This window comes from [Leptolyngbya] sp. PCC 7376 (assembly GCF_000316605.1).
Lineage (GTDB): Bacteria > Cyanobacteriota > Cyanobacteriia > Cyanobacteriales > MRBY01 > MRBY01.
On sequence record NC_019683.1, the window covers coordinates 556,729 to 575,109 of the forward strand.

Annotated in this window: 13 protein-coding genes; 9 read left to right on the forward strand and 4 right to left on the reverse strand. The window is 44.8% G+C overall.

Features of this window, described 5'->3' with window-relative positions; all coding sequences use genetic code 11:
• Nucleotides 1-147 precede the first annotated feature (147 nt).
• Together LEPTO7376_RS02495 and LEPTO7376_RS02500 are read left to right on the forward strand one after the other, a co-directional pair.
• Nucleotides 148-1,548, forward strand: coding sequence for a DUF2079 domain-containing protein (locus tag LEPTO7376_RS02495; RefSeq protein ID WP_015132711.1), 1,401 nt, complete (start codon nucleotides 148-150; stop codon nucleotides 1,546-1,548).
• Between the two features lie 53 nt (nucleotides 1,549-1,601).
• Entirely contained in the window at nucleotides 1,602-2,447 is an 846-nt protein-coding gene (locus tag LEPTO7376_RS02500; RefSeq protein ID WP_015132712.1) for a 3'(2'),5'-bisphosphate nucleotidase CysQ, read from the forward strand.
• Nucleotides 2,448-2,616: 169 nt separating this feature from the next.
• Here LEPTO7376_RS02500 and LEPTO7376_RS02505 read toward each other — a convergent pair whose 3' ends face one another.
• The gene (locus tag LEPTO7376_RS02505) at nucleotides 2,617-3,126 is read right to left on the reverse strand and encodes a Uma2 family endonuclease (protein WP_015132713.1); all 510 of its coding nucleotides are present in this window, start codon (nucleotides 3,124-3,126) and stop codon (nucleotides 2,617-2,619) included.
• A gap of 262 nt (nucleotides 3,127-3,388) precedes the next feature.
• Between LEPTO7376_RS02505 and LEPTO7376_RS02510 the strand changes: the two genes are divergently transcribed.
• Nucleotides 3,389-3,949 (forward strand): REP-associated tyrosine transposase, encoded by a 561-nt coding sequence (locus tag LEPTO7376_RS02510; protein ID WP_015132714.1) that lies wholly within the window; start codon nucleotides 3,389-3,391, stop codon nucleotides 3,947-3,949.
• A gap of 359 nt (nucleotides 3,950-4,308) precedes the next feature.
• Here LEPTO7376_RS02510 and LEPTO7376_RS02515 read toward each other — a convergent pair whose 3' ends face one another.
• Together LEPTO7376_RS02515 and glyS are read right to left on the reverse strand one after the other, a co-directional pair.
• Nucleotides 4,309-5,310, reverse strand: coding sequence for a formylglycine-generating enzyme family protein (locus LEPTO7376_RS02515; protein ID WP_015132715.1), 1,002 nt, complete (start codon nucleotides 5,308-5,310; stop codon nucleotides 4,309-4,311).
• 206 nt (nucleotides 5,311-5,516) lie between these two features.
• On the reverse strand, nucleotides 5,517-7,658 hold the full coding sequence (glyS, locus tag LEPTO7376_RS02525; protein WP_015132716.1) for a glycine--tRNA ligase subunit beta: 2,142 nt from the start codon (nucleotides 7,656-7,658) through the stop codon (nucleotides 5,517-5,519).
• 559 nt (nucleotides 7,659-8,217) lie between these two features.
• Between glyS and LEPTO7376_RS02530 the strand changes: the two genes are divergently transcribed.
• The 4 genes from LEPTO7376_RS02530 to nth all read left to right on the forward strand — a co-directional run bounded on the left by LEPTO7376_RS02530 (nucleotide 8,218) and on the right by nth (nucleotide 14,658).
• The gene (locus LEPTO7376_RS02530; RefSeq protein WP_015132717.1) at nucleotides 8,218-10,056 is read left to right on the forward strand and encodes a VWA domain-containing protein; all 1,839 of its coding nucleotides are present in this window, start codon (nucleotides 8,218-8,220) and stop codon (nucleotides 10,054-10,056) included.
• Between the two features lie 164 nt (nucleotides 10,057-10,220).
• Complete coding sequence (locus tag LEPTO7376_RS02535) at nucleotides 10,221-11,900, forward strand: VWA domain-containing protein (protein ID WP_015132718.1); 1,680 nt, start codon at nucleotides 10,221-10,223, stop codon at nucleotides 11,898-11,900.
• 509 nt (nucleotides 11,901-12,409) lie between these two features.
• Nucleotides 12,410-13,567: a WD40 repeat domain-containing protein gene (locus tag LEPTO7376_RS02540; protein WP_160148363.1), complete on the forward strand. Its 1,158-nt coding sequence runs from the start codon at nucleotides 12,410-12,412 to the stop codon at nucleotides 13,565-13,567.
• A gap of 437 nt (nucleotides 13,568-14,004) precedes the next feature.
• A complete protein-coding gene (gene nth, locus LEPTO7376_RS02545) occupies nucleotides 14,005-14,658 on the forward strand; it encodes an endonuclease III (protein ID WP_015132719.1) in 654 nt (217 codons plus the stop codon).
• Nucleotides 14,659-14,663: 5 nt separating this feature from the next.
• Here the strand turns inward: nth and LEPTO7376_RS02550 are convergent, their stop codons facing one another.
• On the reverse strand, nucleotides 14,664-14,867 hold the full coding sequence (locus LEPTO7376_RS02550) for a hypothetical protein (protein ID WP_015132720.1): 204 nt from the start codon (nucleotides 14,865-14,867) through the stop codon (nucleotides 14,664-14,666).
• Nucleotides 14,868-15,318: 451 nt separating this feature from the next.
• Here LEPTO7376_RS02550 and LEPTO7376_RS02555 point away from each other — a divergent pair, with 451 nt between their 5' ends.
• Together LEPTO7376_RS02555 and LEPTO7376_RS02560 are read left to right on the forward strand one after the other, a co-directional pair.
• Nucleotides 15,319-15,660 (forward strand): STAS domain-containing protein, encoded by a 342-nt coding sequence (locus tag LEPTO7376_RS02555; RefSeq protein WP_015132721.1) that lies wholly within the window; start codon nucleotides 15,319-15,321, stop codon nucleotides 15,658-15,660.
• 94 nt (nucleotides 15,661-15,754) lie between these two features.
• A complete protein-coding gene (locus tag LEPTO7376_RS02560; protein WP_015132722.1) occupies nucleotides 15,755-18,364 on the forward strand; it encodes a TIGR03960 family B12-binding radical SAM protein in 2,610 nt (869 codons plus the stop codon).
• The last annotated feature ends 17 nt before the right edge of the window (nucleotides 18,365-18,381 follow it).

Here is an 18,381-nt window from a genome sequence, read left to right on the forward strand (position 1 = left end):
TGTGAGTTCCCTGACCCAATGCTGCATGACAGGAAAATCCTTGATTAAACAATTTCGATGTTGTGGTGATTTAGTTTGAGGAATTGTTGATCTCTGAAATACTGAAGGTCAATTTAATTTCCCCTCTGTATAAATCTCGCCAACATCATGGAATCCTCGATTCGTCCCAGCAAAGCATCGAAAGAACTATGGATTGTTTTTCTAGTCTCTAGTTCAATTTTGTTTGGTTTGAGTAGTCTACGGCATTGGCTGTTTCAGTCAGATGCCTATGATTTAGGCATTTTTGATCAAGCTATTTATTTGATTAGTCAGGGTGAATCTCCTTTCAGCACATTTATGGGTTTCCATATACTGGGGGATCATGCTGCTTGGATGCATTATTTGCTTGCCATTCCGTATATATTATTTCCTTCGGTTTATTGGCTATTTTTGATTCAAGCTTGTGCTTTGGCGGCGGGGATTTTTCCGACCTATTATTTATCGCTTGATGCTGGTTTAAGTCGATATCAGGCTCAGGCGATGATGTTTGTCTATCTGCTGTATCCAGTTATTTTTAATGCCAATCTGTTTGATTTTCATCCTGAGGTAATCGCAGTTCCGTTTTTGTTCTGGGCAATTTTGGCTGCGCGTCGTCAGCAATTATGGTTATTTCTGGGATGTTTGGTTTTCATTCTGGGCTGTAAGGCTGTTTTGTCGTTAACAGTGCTGGGATTGGGGATATGGCTTTTATTAGTGGAAAGAAAAAATCTTTATGGGGCGATCGCCATTAGTTTAGGAGTGGCCTGGTTTATTTTCTCGACTCAATGGATTATCCCGAATTTTAGTGGTGGTGAAGCTGCTGCGGTTGGGCGTTACAGCTATTTAGGGGATTCTGTTTTTGAGATTTTAAGGAATTTGATTCTGCAACCCCAACGGATTTTCTCGATTTTATTTTCTCTAAGTAATCTTGAATACTTGGTTTTATTGTTTGTGCCTGTTGCTTGGGGATGGTCTCGCTTTAGTTTTAGTGCACTAGTCGGTGCTTTTCCCGCGATGAGTTTAAATTTATTGGCCGACCATCTTGCTCAAAAGGATTTGGTACATCAATATGCGTTGCCTATTTTGCCGTTCCTGATTATTGGCTTAATCTCAAGTTTGGCAGCAGAGAAAGGTTTTTTTCAGCAGCGGAGGGCCATTATTATTTGGTCATTGATCACTTTTGCCTGTTTGGCTAAATTTACTTATTTTGGTGGGCACTATCTCTCTGCTACGGATAATCTCTGGCAAACCCACGAGGCGATCGCCCTAGTTGAAGGTAAAGGAGGAGTGTATACAGCCTCCCAAATTGCTCCCCATCTCAGTCATCGAGAAAATATTCGATTTACTCGTCAAGAGCAACCTGAAGAAACTCTCGAAACATTTGACTATATTTTGTTGAACCGTAGACATCCTGGTTGGCTGAGTGATGCAGCTTTTGTTGACCAATTAATCATGCGTGTTTCAGAAGATCAGAGTTTTGATACGATTTACCAGGAGCAAGACGTCTTCTTGTTTTCCCGAAATCGCTAGGGTTTAGGTGTAGTTCGGTTTCAAGTTCAGTAGATAACGGATAATTTTTTAGGATGAATCAACAACGTTTAGAAGAAGTTTTGGCGATCGCCCGCGAGATTGGTTGGGGGGCAGGAGATGTACTCCGTAGCTATTACAAAGGTGACATCAAAGATATTTCCGATAAAGCTGATGGCCCAGTGACCAAAGCTGATCTTGCGACCAACGACTATATCATTGAAAATTTCCATGCCAAGCTCGGCACAGAGGATTTCGCATATCTAAGTGAAGAGACTTACGATGGCGTAAAAGTTGACCATCCTTGGGTCTGGATTATTGATCCCCTTGATGGCACCCGTGACTTTATTGACCAAACTGGTGAATACGCAGTGCATATTTGTCTCACAAATGAAGGTCGCCCCGTTATTGGTGTCGTCGTTGTTCCTGAAGCCGAAAAGCTTTATTTTGCTTTGAAAGGTAATGGTACTTTCGTGGAAACTCGTGATGGCATCGTAACTCCGATTAGAGTTTCCGAGCGTAACAAGCCTGAAGAGCTATTGCTTGTGGCAAGCCGTACCCATCGCGACCAACGGTTCCAAGATTTATTGAATCGTTTGCCCTTCAAAGACCGTAATTATGTGGGTAGTGTTGGTTGTAAGATTTCGACTATTCTCGAACAGCAATCCGACGTTTACATTTCCGTCTCTGGTAAATCGGCGGCAAAGGATTGGGATTTTGCCGCGCCAGAATTAATTCTCACGGAAGCAGGTGGTAAGTTTACCTATTTTGAAGGAGGTGAAGTGCCCTACAACCAAGGCGATGTGAAAAAGTGGGGTGGCATTATGGCGTCGAATGGTCACTGCCATGAAGATCTTTGCCAGATGTCGATTGAGATTCTTAAAGAAATTGACGAAGCGTAAATCGCGCGATTCATCAAGATAGAGATTATTTCACTAGGATTATGGCGTATTAGTCATAATCTTTTTTTGACATATAGCAGTGACTGGATAGTTTTATGGCAATGGATACAAAGCTTAAGACGTAGTTATTACTGCACCCTGAGCCCTATTCCTTACTATAATTGCGTACCTATCCGACGATCGCCTCTAAGCCGCTATAGGTTTGGAATAACCACATGTCTTCTTTTTGACGGCGGAAACATTCCACTAAATATGTGTCGGAGTTGATAAGGATGTATTCTTGCAGACTCGGGATACTGCGATAAAACCCAAATTTTGCGCCACGATCAAAGGATGCGGTTGATGGTGATAGGACTTCTACAATTACCTTCGGGAAATCTGTATAAGTATTTGTTGGTTGGTCTCGTTCGTCGCAAGTGACTAAAAGATCTGGGTAAAAGAATTTTCGACCCTCATTAAGTCTGACCTTCATATCTGCAAAATAGGTACGACATCCAGAATTGCCGAGTTTACCGCGCAACAGAATGTAGAGGTTTCCACTGATGATGTTATGAAAGCCTCCAGTGCCAGCCATCGAATAAATTTCACCATCGATATATTCATGTTTAATATCGCTGGTCTTTTCAAACTCTAGATATTCCTCAGGGGTCATTTGAGGGTGTTCGGTTAGGGCAATCATGGTTTTCTCGCACAACACATACCGCTTTTATATTTTACGTAGGATGCGTGGAGACGGTGGTAAAACCATGCATTTAACCAATCATTTCTCATCCGTCGTAACGCATCTTTTTGGGATCATTTTTATGGGGCTTGTTTATTGATGGGTTTTGCTCGATGTGAAATTATTGGTTTGTGTCATGTTGTTATTGCTCGCGCCACCCATCCTACGGCAAATTTTTTGTTGTTCGTGCCACCCGTTCCATGAAATGTAATGTGAAAAGATGACGGATTATCGACGGGTAAAGTTGGAAGGTGGTACATATTTCATCACGCAGGTCACCTATCAGCGGCAATCTTGGTTATGTGATGATTTACCGCGGCAAGTATTGCGACAGGCGATTCAATCTGTGCGGCAAGATTATCCGTTTGGTATTGAAGGGTTTGTGTTGTTGCCCGACCATTTTCATTTGTTGATGAGTTTGCCGGAAGGGGACAATGATTTTTCGGGGCGGATGAGGCGCATCAAAGGTTTTGTGACCCGCAGGATCGGACATTTGCCACAATTTCAGCATGAGCCAAATTTATCGCGGGAGAAGCGGGGCGAGAAATATGTTTGGCAGCGGCGATTTTGGGAGCATTACATTCGGGATGAGCGGGATTTTATGAATCATTTGAATTACATTCATTTCAACCCCGTCAAGCATCAATTGTGTGAGAAGCCCGAAGATTGGAAATTTTCGTCAATCCACCGCCGTAGGATGCGTGGAGACGGCAAAAATAAAAATATCTCCACCGAAAAATCCCATTCCGTCGTAACGCATCTTTTTCGAGGTAGAGAATAAACCGTAGGATGCGTGGAGACGGCAAAAATAAAAATATCTCCACCGAAAAATCCCATTCCGTCGTAACGCATCTTTTTCGAGGTAGAGAATAAACCGTAGGATGCGTGGAGACGGCAAAAATAAAAATATCTCCACCGAAAAATCATGTTCCGTCGTAACGCATCGTTTTGGAGATCGATATCAAAATCAAAAAAGAGATGGTTGCGCTCGATGATGATTTTTCGGATATTAAATTCAAAAAAAGATGGGTTGCGCTCGATGATGATTTTTTGGTGAGGGTAATAATTTATTTACTCGCTCCACCCATCCTACAAGTGTGTTACAAAAAACGGCGGAGGGCAAGAGTGCAAAGAGGGCAATCACTGGGGGGAAACAGCAACCCGAAAGCCGTCGTCGCTGAGCCTGAAGTCGCGGTTACACCTGATGCGAGACGCAGAACGACAGTAAGTAGGAGAGTAGTTCCAAGAACCGCCGCGCAGAATTTTAATGTCATTGGGTGGTTCATCAACCCATGCGTTGCCATTAGTTGGCGCATCTTGGTAACTAGCATGATAATCATCCTGACACCACTCCCAGAGATTGCCATGCATATCTTGTAAGCCCCACCTATTCGGCGGAAATTTACCTTTTGGGGTTGTCATTCTATTCATCCCTTGATGATAGTAGTTGGCAACTTCTGGACTTAAAGTTTCTCCAAAGTAAAAAGGCGTCGTTGTTCCAGCGCGGCAAGCATACTCCCACTCCGCCTCACTAGGCAGTCGATATTGTAATTTCAAGCCACTTTCTCTCTTATTGCTGATCTCCGTTAACTTCTCGCAAAATTTCTGAGTATCATCCCACGAAATGTCAGCAACTGGATATTGACCTGTTTCATTGAAATTCTCGACAGAACCCTCTCCCATTACAGCTTCATATTGAGCCTGTGTAACGAGGAACTTACCAAAGTAAAAGTCTTTTTCTATCGCGACAGAATGTTGGGGTGACTCGTTATTATTTCGGTCTTTCTCACTTTCCGATGCCCCCATGTCAAATTCCCCTTTGGGGATCCGCACCATTTCTAGCTTGACCCCACCTCTAAGGCTTTCTACCAATTGCCATACTCTGGTATGAATCTGCTTAACAATCTGACCCCGCTCATCTAACTGAACCGTCTTAAAATCAAACGCCTGTTCCCTTGCCCTTACCTTACTATCAATTTCATCTCGTGGGTCATATGGAGGCACTTCAGTCGATAGTGGCGCAGGAGGAGGAGCTTCAGTCGTTGGAGGTGGTTCAGATGATGGTGGTGGTTCAGATGATGTTGGTGGTTCAGAAGATGGTGGTGGCGGTGGTGGGCTTTGTGGCGGCTTCGATTTACTCATTATCTTGCTTCTCTCATGATGTACAGACGAAAAACATTTCACCTGTGATGCTAACGCAGCTCACTTATCGAAGAATTTATGTAAACAAGAAATTTACTGTTTGGCTCGCCTCCAAACCAGCAAGCACCCAAACATGGTTACATAACCGATCGAGAACCCACCCCTAACCTCTACAAGGAGGGGAACTATCAAGACTCAAGCGATATCTATTGTTTAACGATCGCCCCAAAATCAGCGAGGACACGGGCATGATTACGAAGTAAACCGAGGAGATTTAGACGATTCGTTTTAATAGCAGGGTCTTCGGCCATCACGAGGACGCTGTCTTCCCCATCAAAGAATCGCTCAACCGTTGGCGCTAGTTCCGTTAAACCATCCACAAGTTTTTGATAGTTGCGTTCCGCTTGGGCTGCTTCGGTGGTGGGAACAAGTTTCACGAGGCCATCGTAAAGTTCCTGCTCAGATTTCTGCTCGAATTTATCGGGATTGACGAGACCTTCAGGATTCAAGCTGGTGGTATCAAGATCGCCTTTTTTCGCTAACTTTGCCGAACGATTAACCGTGGGATAGATTTTTTCCAGTTGCCCATCGTTACGGATACTCTGCAAATAATTCGCGCGATCGCCGACATCGAGGAGGTCGGTTAAAGCGCGTTCGGTGTACTCAGAGTCACCACCCAACACCGCATTGACCAAATCATAATCAATGCCTTTTTCATCTTGAAGCAGGGTTTGAATGCGTTGAATGAAAAACTTTTGGAGATTATCGAGGGGAGATTCTTTATCCGAGTGAGCCGTAACAAATGCCTTTGCACCCTGGGCTAGCAAATCTGCCAAGTTAATCCCAAGTTGCGCTTCCCAAGTGACATTAACAATGGCATTCGCTGCCCGGCGTAGCGCAAAAGGATCAGAGGAACCCGTCGGCAACATCCCCAACCCGAAAATACTAACTAAGGTATCGAGGCGATCGCCCATACCAACGACTTGACCCGTTAGGGTTTGGGGCATAATATCATCTGCGCCACGGGGAAGATAATGCTCGAAAATACCTTCGGCAACTTCTTTCGATTCACCGCTGACCACCGCATATTTCTGACCCATAATCCCTTGCAACTCAGGGAATTCGTAGACCATCTGCGTCATTAAATCTGCCTTACATAACATCGCAGTGCTGGCGATCGCCTCTTTCTCGGCATCAGAACAATCAAGTTGCTCGGCAATTTGCTGGGACATCTCCATAATGCGGTCTACTTTTTCGCGCATTGTGCCCAATTCCTTCTGGAAGGTCATGGTTTCGAGTTGCGGTAGATAAGTATCGAGATGCTCGTCACAGTCAGCTTTATAGAAAAATTGACCATCCGCCAAACGTGCCCGAATCACTCGCTCATTACCCGCTGCAATGATGTCTGCTTTTGTCGGGTCGCCATTGGAAATCGTGATAAATTTCGGCAACAACTCATCGGGATTTTCCTTACTATTCACCGCGAAGTAACGTTGGTGGGTCACCATCACCGTCGTAATCACTTCCACTGGCAACTCTAAAAATTCTTCCTCGACATTACCGACAACCGCCGTGGGATATTCCACTAGGTTAATCACTTCATCCAACAAATCTTCGGGAATGTCTGCGTCACCATTAATACCTGCCGCAGCTTCGGCGATCGCCTGCTCGATGGTTGCACGACGCTTATCAGAATCAACCTCTACAAACGCATCCCGCAACTTCGCCTGATAATTTTCAGCGGTATCGATAATCACCTCATCTTTGCAGAGAACGCGATGACCACGAGATTGGCGACCCGAGGTTAAGGTGTCAGAACCAATAGTGATTTCGAGAGGCAAAATCTCGTCATCCCAGAGAGAAATCAACCAACGCCAAGGACGAGGGAAACGCAAATCACCATCCGCCCACCGCATAAAGCGACGACCTTCCAGCGCCGTAAACCAACCCAAAACTAATTCTTGAATAATGCCCTTCGTTTCACGACCGAGAGTTGTTTTTTGTACAAAGACAAAATCGCCTTTTTTTGTCGGGCGAACTTCTAAATCCTCAACCGCAACTCCTTGTTTCCGCGCAAAACCTTCCGCTGCTTTAGTGGGTTGGCCATCCCTAAATGCTGCCGATGCCGGAGGCCCTTTAATCTCCTCTTCGCGATCCGCTTGCTTTTCCGCTAAGCCTTTCAATAGAACCGCCAAACGACGAGGCGTACCATAAACCTCAATAGATTCTGGAGTCAGAAACTGCTCACCCAAACTCTCCGAAACGCGAGTCTGTAATTGGGCGATCGCCGAAGCGACAAAATCAGCAGGTAGTTCTTCTGTACCAACTTCAATGAGGTAAGTTGCCATGGGAAAGGACAAAGGACAATAAATTAACTTTGCTAGTTTACCTTGAACCTCTCTTCAAACCACAACAAGATCCAAAGGCAAGGCAGAAATCAGCGATGACTCTAAAGGTTTGTGGGCACTAGCAACTGTAGTCACGAGCGTCATTGGCTCAACTGGAAAAACTAAAAATCTCCAATTCTAGTAAAAGTATTTAGCCTACTCAGAAATTGCATGCACCAAGCTCGCATACCAGCAATATTTAGTGACCTGTAAAATCCGCAAAATCTCATCTCCCATCATTACTTTCCCTAAGCTTTCAGCTTGCTAATTTCGAGTGATCACCAAGCGATTAAAGCAATCTTTCTGGAATAATTATTAGAGAGACAAACACCATAGTATATCCCCAAAATATCACCGACAAAAAAACAATCAAAATTCCTATTTTTGCCACAAAATACGCCATCTTAAAATTTTAAAAAAAATTGTTTTTTTATGGCTTTAAATGAAGGCAATAAGTCTGCAAAATTGTTATAATAGTAGAGAGCTAAATGGCCTAGATTGTTCACTCTAAAAGATAACCATGCTTAAGACGAACTACGATTTTGATCGAGTCATTTTACCGGCTGGTGCCGCTGCAAAAAATAACCTACTGCTTAAATTCCAGGTTGATATCCCCCAAACGCCTCGTCGGGATCTAAATCTTTCCCTAGCGATTGATCGCTCTGGTTCAATGGCTGGAAACCGCTTACGATTTGCTCTCCAAGCAGCTGAGGCTGTGGTCGACCAAATGGGGCCAAACGATACCTTGTCGTTGGTTGTATATGACGACATGGTGGATACCGTTATTCCCCCGCAGGCTGTCACTGATAAAGCATTGCTGAAGAAAGCAATCCGTAGTATTCAAGTTGGTGGACTCACTAATTTATCTGGAGGATGGTTGAAAAGCTGTGAACATGTAAAGGCAGAATTTGATCCACAAAAAATCAATCGTGTGTTGTTACTAACTGACGGTTTAGCGAATGTTGGTATTTGTGATCCTCAGATTTTAACTAATACTGCAAAACAAAAAGCGGAAGAAGGAATTGTTACCACAACATTGGGCTTTGGACAGGGTTTTAATGAAGACCTATTGATTGGTATGGCGCGAGTTGCTGGTGGGAATTTTTACTTCATTCAAAGTATTGATGATGCGACCGATGTTTTTGGTATTGAACTAGCTAGTTTGAGAGCAGTTGTTGGCCAAAATTTGGTTACAACTCTAGAGCTAGCCCCTGAGGTTGAGTTAGCTGAAACGCTTAGTTTGGCGCAGGTAAGTCAAAACAATGCGGGACAGTCTGTGATTAGTTTGGGAGAACTTTATGAGGGAGAGGATAAGCTTTTAGGATTGAGCTTGAATTTGCCCGCGGCATCGGTGGGAGAGTTGCCTGTGATGACAGTTCACTATAGTGCTGATGTGGTGAAGAGCGATCGCATTGAGCCTATTTCCGGCACGGTGGATGTGGTGGCTAAGATTGGCACTGTGGAAGAAGCGGCGGCGGCATCCTCCAGTCATATCTTGTTGGAGATTAGCCATTTGACCATCGCCAAAACCAAAGAAACAGCGCTGGCTCTGGCAGAACAAGGGCAACATCCAGAAGGAGAACGAATCCTGCGGGAATTGGTTCAACAGCTGAAGGATCAAGGGCTAGATGAGAATTTTGAAATTGCTGAGGAAATTGAGCAGTTAGAGTATTTCGGCGATTGCATCGCTCAAAAAGCCCTAGGCAATGCCAGCCGTAAGGAGATGCGGGATCAGACCTATCAAACCCTGAGCCGAAATCGTCGTGATTTGGTGGGTCGTGGTGTCACTGCCGGGGATGAAATATTTGCTATGACGGTGGTCAATGAGCTTGGTGATGGTATCGAATTGCACTGTATTCGCGAAGAGGGCAAATTACGCATTAAAGTGCTATCCGAGGGTTACGACACCGATAAAAATATCCAGTTTCCCCGAGCGATTCGCGCTGAAGGCGCTCGCTATGTGGTGGAAGGACTAGAGTTGTCGAAGAATGGGACGTTTTATCGGTTACAAGGGACGATTACACGTTTCGTGAAAGCAGGGGAAGTGGATCGGTTTGCCCGGCGATCGCCTTCTAGTCCAGCTAAAGCTCGCAAAGCATCGAGAGGTCCAGCCAATGCTGCAGCTCTTCCTGTTACAGATGCGGTTGGTGATGGTGTGTTGGTGCAATGTGTGAAGGCAGGTCGAAAAGTACGGGCGCGAGTGGTTGCCGATGGTTACGAGCCAAATTGGAATATGCGCTTTCCGCGATCAGTACGAGAGGAAGGCATGATGTACGTGGTCGAGGAAGTCCGCACAGGCCCCGACGGAAAGTCCTATATCGCTTGCGGTGAAATCAAGCGGTTTGAGCAGGCTATTTAATTGCACACTTTAATTGGGTGATCCGAGGCGATCGCCCTTCTGAATCTACGAAGTTATCTCAGTTATGCCGTTGCCGTTGGGCTAACGTTTCCATTTTCTAAACCCCAAGCATCTCGATAAATCCTGCTGCTAATTTGAAAGTAATCGATAGAGGAATAAAGGTTATGGGTTATTTTCTTGGCAGTTTCGGGCAAAAAAAATTAGGCGATCGCCAAGTTGCATTACTGTTGGCATTATTTCTAGCGGGCGGGCAAATCTTAGCGGGTTGTTCGAGTGGCCCTCAAAATGAAACAGTTGGGCGATCGCCTATGGCAGAGGGTGACCAAGCGACGGAATTAGCAGAAGAAGCACCAATGCCAACAGCGGCAGCCCCAGCAGAAAGGGAAATGCAACCCCCTAGCGAACCCTTTCAGGGTGAAGATCTCAGCCAAGAAGATTACAATCTCATCGAAGATAATCCGTTTTTCCTCGCCCAAACTGACCCACTGTCTACCTTTGCGATCGATGTAGATACCGCAGCCTATAGCAATGTGCGTCGTTTTCTTAATGATGGAATGTTGCCGCCACCTGACGCTGTGCGCATCGAAGAGTTAATCAACTATTTCAGTTACGACTATGCCGAACCCACCGATGGCAAACCCTTTGCGATTAATACCGAAGTGGCAACTGCACCTTGGCAACCAGAACATCGTCTTGTGCGCATTGGACTTCAGGGTCAAAAATTAGCCAGCGAAGAATTACCACCAAATAATTTAGTCTTTTTGTTTGATGTGTCGGGTTCAATGAATGACGCTGACAAATTGCCATTGCTGAAATCGGGTTTCCGGTTGCTTATCAATGAATTGCGGCCAGAAGATCGTATCTCAATCGTGGTTTATGCTGGAGCCGCAGGATTAGTTTTACCACCGACATCCGGGGCAGAAAAAGAAACAATTTTGGCAGCCCTCGAAAGCTTGGAAGCTGGTGGCTCAACGGCTGGTGGTGAAGGAATTGAATTGGCCTATCAGCAAGCAGCAGACAGTTTCATCGAGAATGGTAATAATCGCGTAATTTTGGCGACCGATGGCGATTTCAATGTCGGCATGTCTAGCGATTCAGAACTCGTTCGGTTAATTGAAGAGAAGCGAGAACAGGATATTTTCCTAACGGTTTTGGGATTTGGATCGGGTAATCTCAAGGATGCAAAGATGGAACAACTCGCCAATAACGGTAATGGTAATTACGCATATATCGATAGCATTCTCGAAGCGAAAAAAGTCCTTGTGACCGAGATGGGTGGCACTCTGGTGACCCTCGCTAAGGATGTCAAGATTCAGGTGGAGTTTAACCCCAACTTGGTGCAAGCTTATCGATTGATCGGCTATGAAAATCGTTTATTGGCAGCGCAAGACTTCAATGACGACACAAAAGATGCAGGAGAACTAGGCGCAGGCCACCAGGTCACAGCGCTCTATGAGGTCGTTCCGGTTGGTGCAGAATCACCTATCGATTTGCCGCAGGTTGATGAATTGAAATATCAAGAAAATACAACCACCACATCTGATTTCAGTGATGAGCTAATGCAACTCAAATTACGTTATAAGCAGCCCACTGGTGATACGTCTGAATTGATTACACAGGCGATCGCCAACCAAATCATTCCATGGCGTGGTACTTCAGAAGATTTCCAATTTGCGGCGGCCGTGGCAGAATTTGGGATGCTATTGCGAGATTCAGAATATCGTGGCGAAAGCAATTTCGACCAAGTTATCAAACTTGCCCAAGATGCGAAAGGCGCAGATCTTGAGGGTTATCGCAGCGAATTTATCCAACTCGCAAAAACCGCTCAGGCTCTGAAGTTTTAAAGTTTTAGTTCCTGTTCCCCATTGCCTCCCTGACAAAGGGAGGTGGCGAAGCCGGAGGGATCACAATGCTAGGGATTTTCGATGATTGTCGAACCGTTTGAGTAATTTTCTCCATAATTGAAATACAAGCAATCCCGCATCCCGAAGCCCAATGGCAGATAATCCCAAATCCCCCAAGAACCTCGAAGATACCCTTACAAATTTGGTTCATAAAATCTTGGTGGTGGGAAGCTTTAGGGCGGTGGGACTTTAGCTTTAATTGACTATCTAAAGATGAAGCTGATGTCCCAAAAGCATTACTCAAACTAGCGATCGCCTGCCCAATATTTACTCAATTCCCGCTGATCTTACTTGATGCATGGATGCGGGCATTCAAAGACTTGTATCTTTTCAGCGCCAGCCGCAAAAAATAAATTTACAACGGAGGCAAAGGTTCCGTCGGTAAAGTTCTAGGACTGTGGCTAATGGCGAAAATCAAAATCAATCAAAACCTATTGCGCAAACTAAAAATGAAAACGCCGTTAGAAAACGCGAATCGGCGGAATTTGTTGAATGTCATGGGGGCGATCGCCGCTTTGACCATTACGGCAGTTGTTGCACCAGTTTCGGTGAAGGCTGTGTCGGCTCAGGATGCAGCACAACAGCAATTAGCCAGCATAGAAATTGAATATACAACGATAGAAAATGCAGTCGACGTGACCTTTAGCCCTGATGGAAAGACCATAGCCTCTATAGGTAGTTATGACAGTGTCGGGACAGTGAAATTGTGGAATTTGCGAGGAGAAGCACTGCAAACCCTTGACCATGGCAGCCCTATTTCTATCTCTGAGGTAATGTTTAGTCCCGATGGGAAGACCCTCGCCTCTGTTGATTATGACGGAAAAATAAAATTGTGGAACCTACAGGGAGAAGAACTGACAACCCTTGACCATGGCAATGGCAGTCTTGTCCAGCAGGTTGTGTTTAGCGCTGATGGGCAAACCATAGCCTCTGTTGGTTATGACGGAAAAGCGAAATTGTGGAACCTACAAGGTAAAGAACTGACAACCCTTCGCCATGCCTGGCATATGGTATCTAGTGTCAATGGGGAGACCCTTGCCACTGGCGGCAAAGACGGAAAAGTAAAATTGTGGAACTTACAGGGAGAAGAACTGCAAACCCTTGACCATGGCAGCTATGTCTGGCAGGTGGTGTTTAGTCCTGATGGGGAGACCCTTGCCACTGGCGGCAAAGACGGAAAAGTAAAATTGTGGAACTTGCAGGGAGAAGAACTGAAAACCCTTGACCATGGCGATGTCTTTGATGTGGTATTTAGTCCCGATGGGAAAACCCTCGCCTCCCTTGGTCGTGACAACGGCGGCGGGACAGTGAAATTGTGGAATTTGCAAGGGGAAGAACTGCAAACCCTTGACCATGGCAGTTCTGTCGCCAAGGTGGTATTTAGTCCCAATGGGGAGACCCTCATCTCTCTTAGTGACGGAAAAGCGCAACTGTGGAACCGACAAGGGGAAAAACAAAAAATCCTTGACCATGGCAGTTATGTCATTGATGTGGTGCTTAGTGGCGATGGGGAAACCTTTGCCTCTTATGGTGAGGACGGGAAAGTAAAATTGTGGAACTTGCAAGGAGAAGAACTGCAAACCCTTGACCATGGCAGTTTTATCTGATCAGTAGTGTTTAGTCCTGATGGGAAGACCCTGATCTCTGTTAGTTTTGATGACGGGCAAGCGAAATTGTGGAACTTACAGGGGGAAAGAGCGGCAAACCCTTGAGCATGATGGTGGCGCTATAAATTAGGCAGTGTCCAATAGCGATGAGAAAATGCAATTGTCAAATTTGGATTTAGACAATCTGCTGAGTCAGAGCTGTAAATGGGTGCAAAACCATCTTGTGACCCATCCCCAAGACCTCAAAGAAATCACTCTTTTTCAAACGCCGGATTAACTCGCTAAGCTGTCTAGGTATCTACTTTCTGAAGGGGATGAAGCGGCTGGTAAAAATCAACGGGATTTAAGTTTCACCTTGCAGATGACTCCCTTATTTCAAGATTTTGTAGCCAAAGATTATTACAATACAAAATCTTGAACGCTTATCAGCAATCCTAATGGCAGTCACTTACCCCCGCAGCAAAAAGAAACGGGCATTAGCTGTCCTCGAAATGCTCCATGAACTCTATCCAGACACGACTTGCAGCCTAGACTATGAGACGCCAGTCCAGTTGATGGTTGCAACCATTTTGTCTGCCCAATGCACTGACGAGCGCGTCAACAAAGTTACCCCTTCACTCTTCGCCAGATTTCCTGACGCCCCAGCCTTTGCTGGTGCAAATATTGAAGAATTAGAACAACTTGTCCGTTCAACAGGCTTTTATCGCAACAAATCAAAAAACATCAAAGCGGCCTGTGAGCGCATTATGTCTCAGTATGGTGGCGATGTACCTCAGAGCATGGAAGAACTTTTAACCTTGGCAGGTGTAGCGAGAAAAACAGCCAACGTTGTTCTAGCCCATGCCTTTGGGATTATTTCCGGTGTAACAGTAGATACCCATGTAAAGCGGCTAACAAATCGCTTGCGCCTTACCAAATCAGACAACCCAATCCAAATCGAGCGGGATCTCATGAAGCTTTTGCCCCAGCCAGAATGGGAAAATTGGTCGATCCGGATTATCTACCATGGACGCGCAGTCTGTAACGCAAGAAAGCCTCAGTGCGAACATTGTGCGATCGCCCACCTCTGTCCCTCAGCGGGAAAAGTTTAGAGACCTTAGGCGAGGAAACGGCTAGGAACGAGCTGAATGCGGCCAGCATCCATTTCCGACATTAATAGCTCCAGGGCTTCATAATCAACATCGGACACATGACCCTGACGAGTCAGTTCTGAATTGATGGCATTTTCGATTTCGGGAGTCATCTGCTTGATAAAAAGAGCCTTCTCAACCAAACGACGAATTGCAAATGGAGTGTTCATAATAATAAAGATGGAACAGTACCTAACTATTTAGAGACCTGCACTATTATTTTTGTTCCTTACTACTGTTTATTGGGTGATTACACCGCATTTCTATTGTGATTAAGATCACGACCCTGATTCTTATCTCAACTTCATTTTAGACGTTCAATTTTTTTTTAGACGATTCACACTTTTTGAGCTTCATAAAACTGTAAAAAAGCATACAAAGTGCAAATAAAATAACTAGACCTTCACGAACCATCCCTTGGTGTTCAGATTTTATTATGAGCCAGATTACAGTGATAGCAATAGTACATACTGGGATTCTAATCTTTTTAAAGATTGTATAAATACTTCGAAAAAAAAGGCCTCCAAGCTTTACTTAATGTTCTTATTCAGAGCTGATTTTTCGCTAAATCCTTGGATAAGATGATTGCAAGGGGAAACCCACATGGAGAATATAAGCACAATGACTTCTTACCAAAACTTGAAAACGATTTGTCCAGAAACGCCTTTGACTGCTGCTAATGCTACTGAGTTTAGTGAATTATTAACTACAGCAATCAGAGAAGATGGCTTTAACAAAATCTTAATCAATTTAAAAGAAGTTAAATTAGTTGATAGTGCGGCTGTTGTTGCTCTCGTTAAAGCAAATCGTCTCGCTAAATCTCAAGGAAAAGAATTTGGTTTGTGTTTCGCGAATACTCAGGTTCGGATGATTCTAGAGCTCACTCAGCTCGACCGTTTTGTCCAAGTTTACGAAGATGAGGCAGATTTCTTGGGTCATCGCTACGAATTGATGGCTGCATAGAGTTTATTGCTTAGAAAGCTTTGCCTATATCTTCATAGGTCTCCGCTATAATTGAGGACTGATAAATTTCCTTTATTTGGCGGAGATCTTTTTTGTGGTAGTTGCTGTTTCTCGTCCCAAACCAGCTGATTACGAAGCGTTAATCACAACGGATGTCTTTAAGCCAGCCCGTTATCTGGGGAATGAGTTGGGTGCAGTCCACAAGCCTTGGGATAAAGCCGTCATTCGATGGGTGCTGACTTACCCAGAGATTTACGAGGTTGGCTCCTCAAATCTTGGTCACATATTGCTCTACAACGTGATCAATGCTCAGCCTCGCCAACTCTGCGATCGCACCTATCTTCCTTCTGCTGATCTCGCAGAAAAATTAAAAGAAAAAGATTATCCATTATTTGCCCTAGAGTCACGGCGATCGCTGCAAGAATTTGACATTTTAGGTTTTAGTTTGAGTTATGAGCTCGGGGCAACCAATATCCTCGAAATGTTATCTCTAGCTCAGATTCCTTTGACCTGGCAGGAACGAAAAGATGGTGATTATCCTTTCATTTTTGCGGGGGGACAAACAGCAACATCTAACCCTGAACCCTATGCAGACTTTTTTGATTTTGTCGTGCTTGGTGATGGCGAAGAACTATTACCAGAAGTTGGCTTTATTCTCGAAGAAGCGAAAGCTAACGGCTTAAGCAAAGAGGAAACACTACTAGATTTGGCACAAGTCCCAGGTGTTTATGTGCCATGTTTTTATGAAATGGCGGAAGCTGATGGCTCAGTGCATCCGATTCGTGACGATGTACCTAGGCGGATTTTACGACGGGTTGCCACACCGATCCCTGCGTATTCCATTGGTCTCGTGCCTTTTGTTGAAACGGTTCACGATCGCCTCACGGTAGAAATCCGTCGAGGTTGCACGCGGGGCTGTCGTTTTTGTCAGCCAGGAATGTTAACGCGACCTGCCACTGACGTAGAACCAGAAAAGGTAGTAGATGCTATCGAAAAAGGCATGCGGGCAACAGGTTATAACGAGTTTTCACTCCTTTCGCTAAGTTGTTCTGATTATTTGGCGTTGCCTGCGGTAGGCATTGAAATCCGAAATCGTCTTAAGGATGAAAATGTCTCGTTATCACTGCCGAGTCAGCGAGTAGATCGCTTCGATGAAAATATTGCCAATGTCGTTGGTGGCACGCGGAAAGCAAGTCTAACCTTTGCGCCGGAAGCTGGAACCCAACGGATGCGGGATGTCATCAATAAAGGTCTGACGAATGAGGAGTTGCTGCGCGGGATTCAAACAGCAGTAAAAGAAGGCTGGAATAAGGTCAAACTTTACTTCATGATTGGTCTACCCGGCGAAACAGATATTGATGTGTTAGGCATTGCGGAAACATTGCGTTGGTTGCGGCAAGAATGTGCGCATCTCAGTAATAAGCGCCTAAATTTCAATATCACTATTTCTAATTTCACGCCCAAACCACATACACCTTTCCAATGGCATTCTGTTTCGAGCACAGAATTCCAACGTAAACGAGCCCTCCTTGAACCAGAAATGCGTAAGATTAAGGGTCTCAAAGTTAATTACACTGACTACCGAATCTCGGCAATGGAAGATTTTGTCGGGCGGGGCGATCGCCGTCTATCAAAAGTTGTCCATCGGGCATGGGAACTTGGTGCAGGGATGGACTCCTGGTGGGAAAATCTCGATAAAGCCTATGGGGCATGGGAACAAGCGATCGCCGAATCAAACCTCACATGGAAATATCGCAAAGTTGAAAGTGGCGAATGGAATATTTTCGAGAATTTCGACGATAAAGATCCTCTAGATGCACCATTGCCTTGGGATCACATCAATACAGGTATCGACAAGCAATGGCTCAAGGATGATTTACATCGGGCGCTAGAGGCAGCAACAATTCCGGATTGCGCTTTTGATGGTTGTTCCCACTGTGGCATTTGCGGCACAGATTTTGGTCACAACATTGTTTATCAACCTCCAGAAATCCCGGAATTTGTTGGTGGCTTCCAAAAAGATCAGCCTCGTCTCCAACGATTTCGAGTATGGTTCGGGAAAAAAGGCGATATGCGTTTAGTGAGTCACCTTGATTTGGTGCGTCTCTTTGATCGCGTCGTCCGTCGAGCATCATTGCCTGTTGCTTATACCAATGGCTTCCACCCAAGTCCCAGAATTTCTATCGCCAACGCTCTGACTCTTGGCGCTACTAGTGAAGGGGAAATTATTGATTTTGAATTAAAAGAAATTCTCGATCTAAATGATTTTCGACAACGCTTAGTAGAGCAATTACCAGTCGATATTCCAGTACTTAAGGTTGAGGAAGTGCCCGTCAAATCCAAGGCTGCCACACAATTACTCACAGAAGCGGAATATTTGATCAATGTCAAAACTGATAAGGTGATCGCCACTGAAACTTGGGAGAGTTGGATTCAGCAGGTACAGGATGCAACAGAAATTCTTTTCGAGAAAAAATCGAAGAAAGGTAAAATTCGGCAAATTAATTTGTGCGATCGCCTCACGGCCATTACTCTCAAACAAGTATTAGAAGGTAACCAAGTGCAAATTCGCTACCGAGGTAGCTGCCGAAATGATGGCACATTGCTCCATGCTGAACATGTCGTTTATATGCTGAATCAAATTACCGAGGCAGAAATCCAATTGACTCAGACTCACCGTCTCCAGATGATTTTGGCGGAGTAATCAGAACAAGTCACCAT

What these genes read in the sequence shown, in the direction of transcription:
- LEPTO7376_RS02495 (WP_015132711.1), top strand. Translation starts at nt 148, where the DNA reads ATGGAATCCTCGATTCGTCCCAGCAAAGCATCGAAAGAACTATGGATT.
- LEPTO7376_RS02500 (WP_015132712.1), top strand. Translation starts at nt 1,602, where the DNA reads ATGAATCAACAACGTTTAGAAGAAGTTTTGGCGATCGCCCGCGAGATT.
- LEPTO7376_RS02505 (WP_015132713.1), bottom strand. Translation starts at nt 3,126, where the DNA reads ATGATTGCCCTAACCGAACACCCTCAAATGACCCCTGAGGAATATCTA.
- LEPTO7376_RS02510 (WP_015132714.1), top strand. Translation starts at nt 3,389, where the DNA reads ATGACGGATTATCGACGGGTAAAGTTGGAAGGTGGTACATATTTCATC.
- LEPTO7376_RS02515 (WP_015132715.1), bottom strand. Translation starts at nt 5,310, where the DNA reads ATGAGTAAATCGAAGCCGCCACAAAGCCCACCACCGCCACCACCATCT.
- glyS (WP_015132716.1), bottom strand. Translation starts at nt 7,658, where the DNA reads ATGGCAACTTACCTCATTGAAGTTGGTACAGAAGAACTACCTGCTGAT.
- LEPTO7376_RS02530 (WP_015132717.1), top strand. Translation starts at nt 8,218, where the DNA reads ATGCTTAAGACGAACTACGATTTTGATCGAGTCATTTTACCGGCTGGT.
- LEPTO7376_RS02535 (WP_015132718.1), top strand. Translation starts at nt 10,221, where the DNA reads ATGGGTTATTTTCTTGGCAGTTTCGGGCAAAAAAAATTAGGCGATCGC.
- LEPTO7376_RS02540 (WP_160148363.1), top strand. Translation starts at nt 12,410, where the DNA reads ATGAAAACGCCGTTAGAAAACGCGAATCGGCGGAATTTGTTGAATGTC.
- nth (WP_015132719.1), top strand. Translation starts at nt 14,005, where the DNA reads ATGGCAGTCACTTACCCCCGCAGCAAAAAGAAACGGGCATTAGCTGTC.
- LEPTO7376_RS02550 (WP_015132720.1), bottom strand. Translation starts at nt 14,867, where the DNA reads ATGAACACTCCATTTGCAATTCGTCGTTTGGTTGAGAAGGCTCTTTTT.
- LEPTO7376_RS02555 (WP_015132721.1), top strand. Translation starts at nt 15,319, where the DNA reads ATGACTTCTTACCAAAACTTGAAAACGATTTGTCCAGAAACGCCTTTG.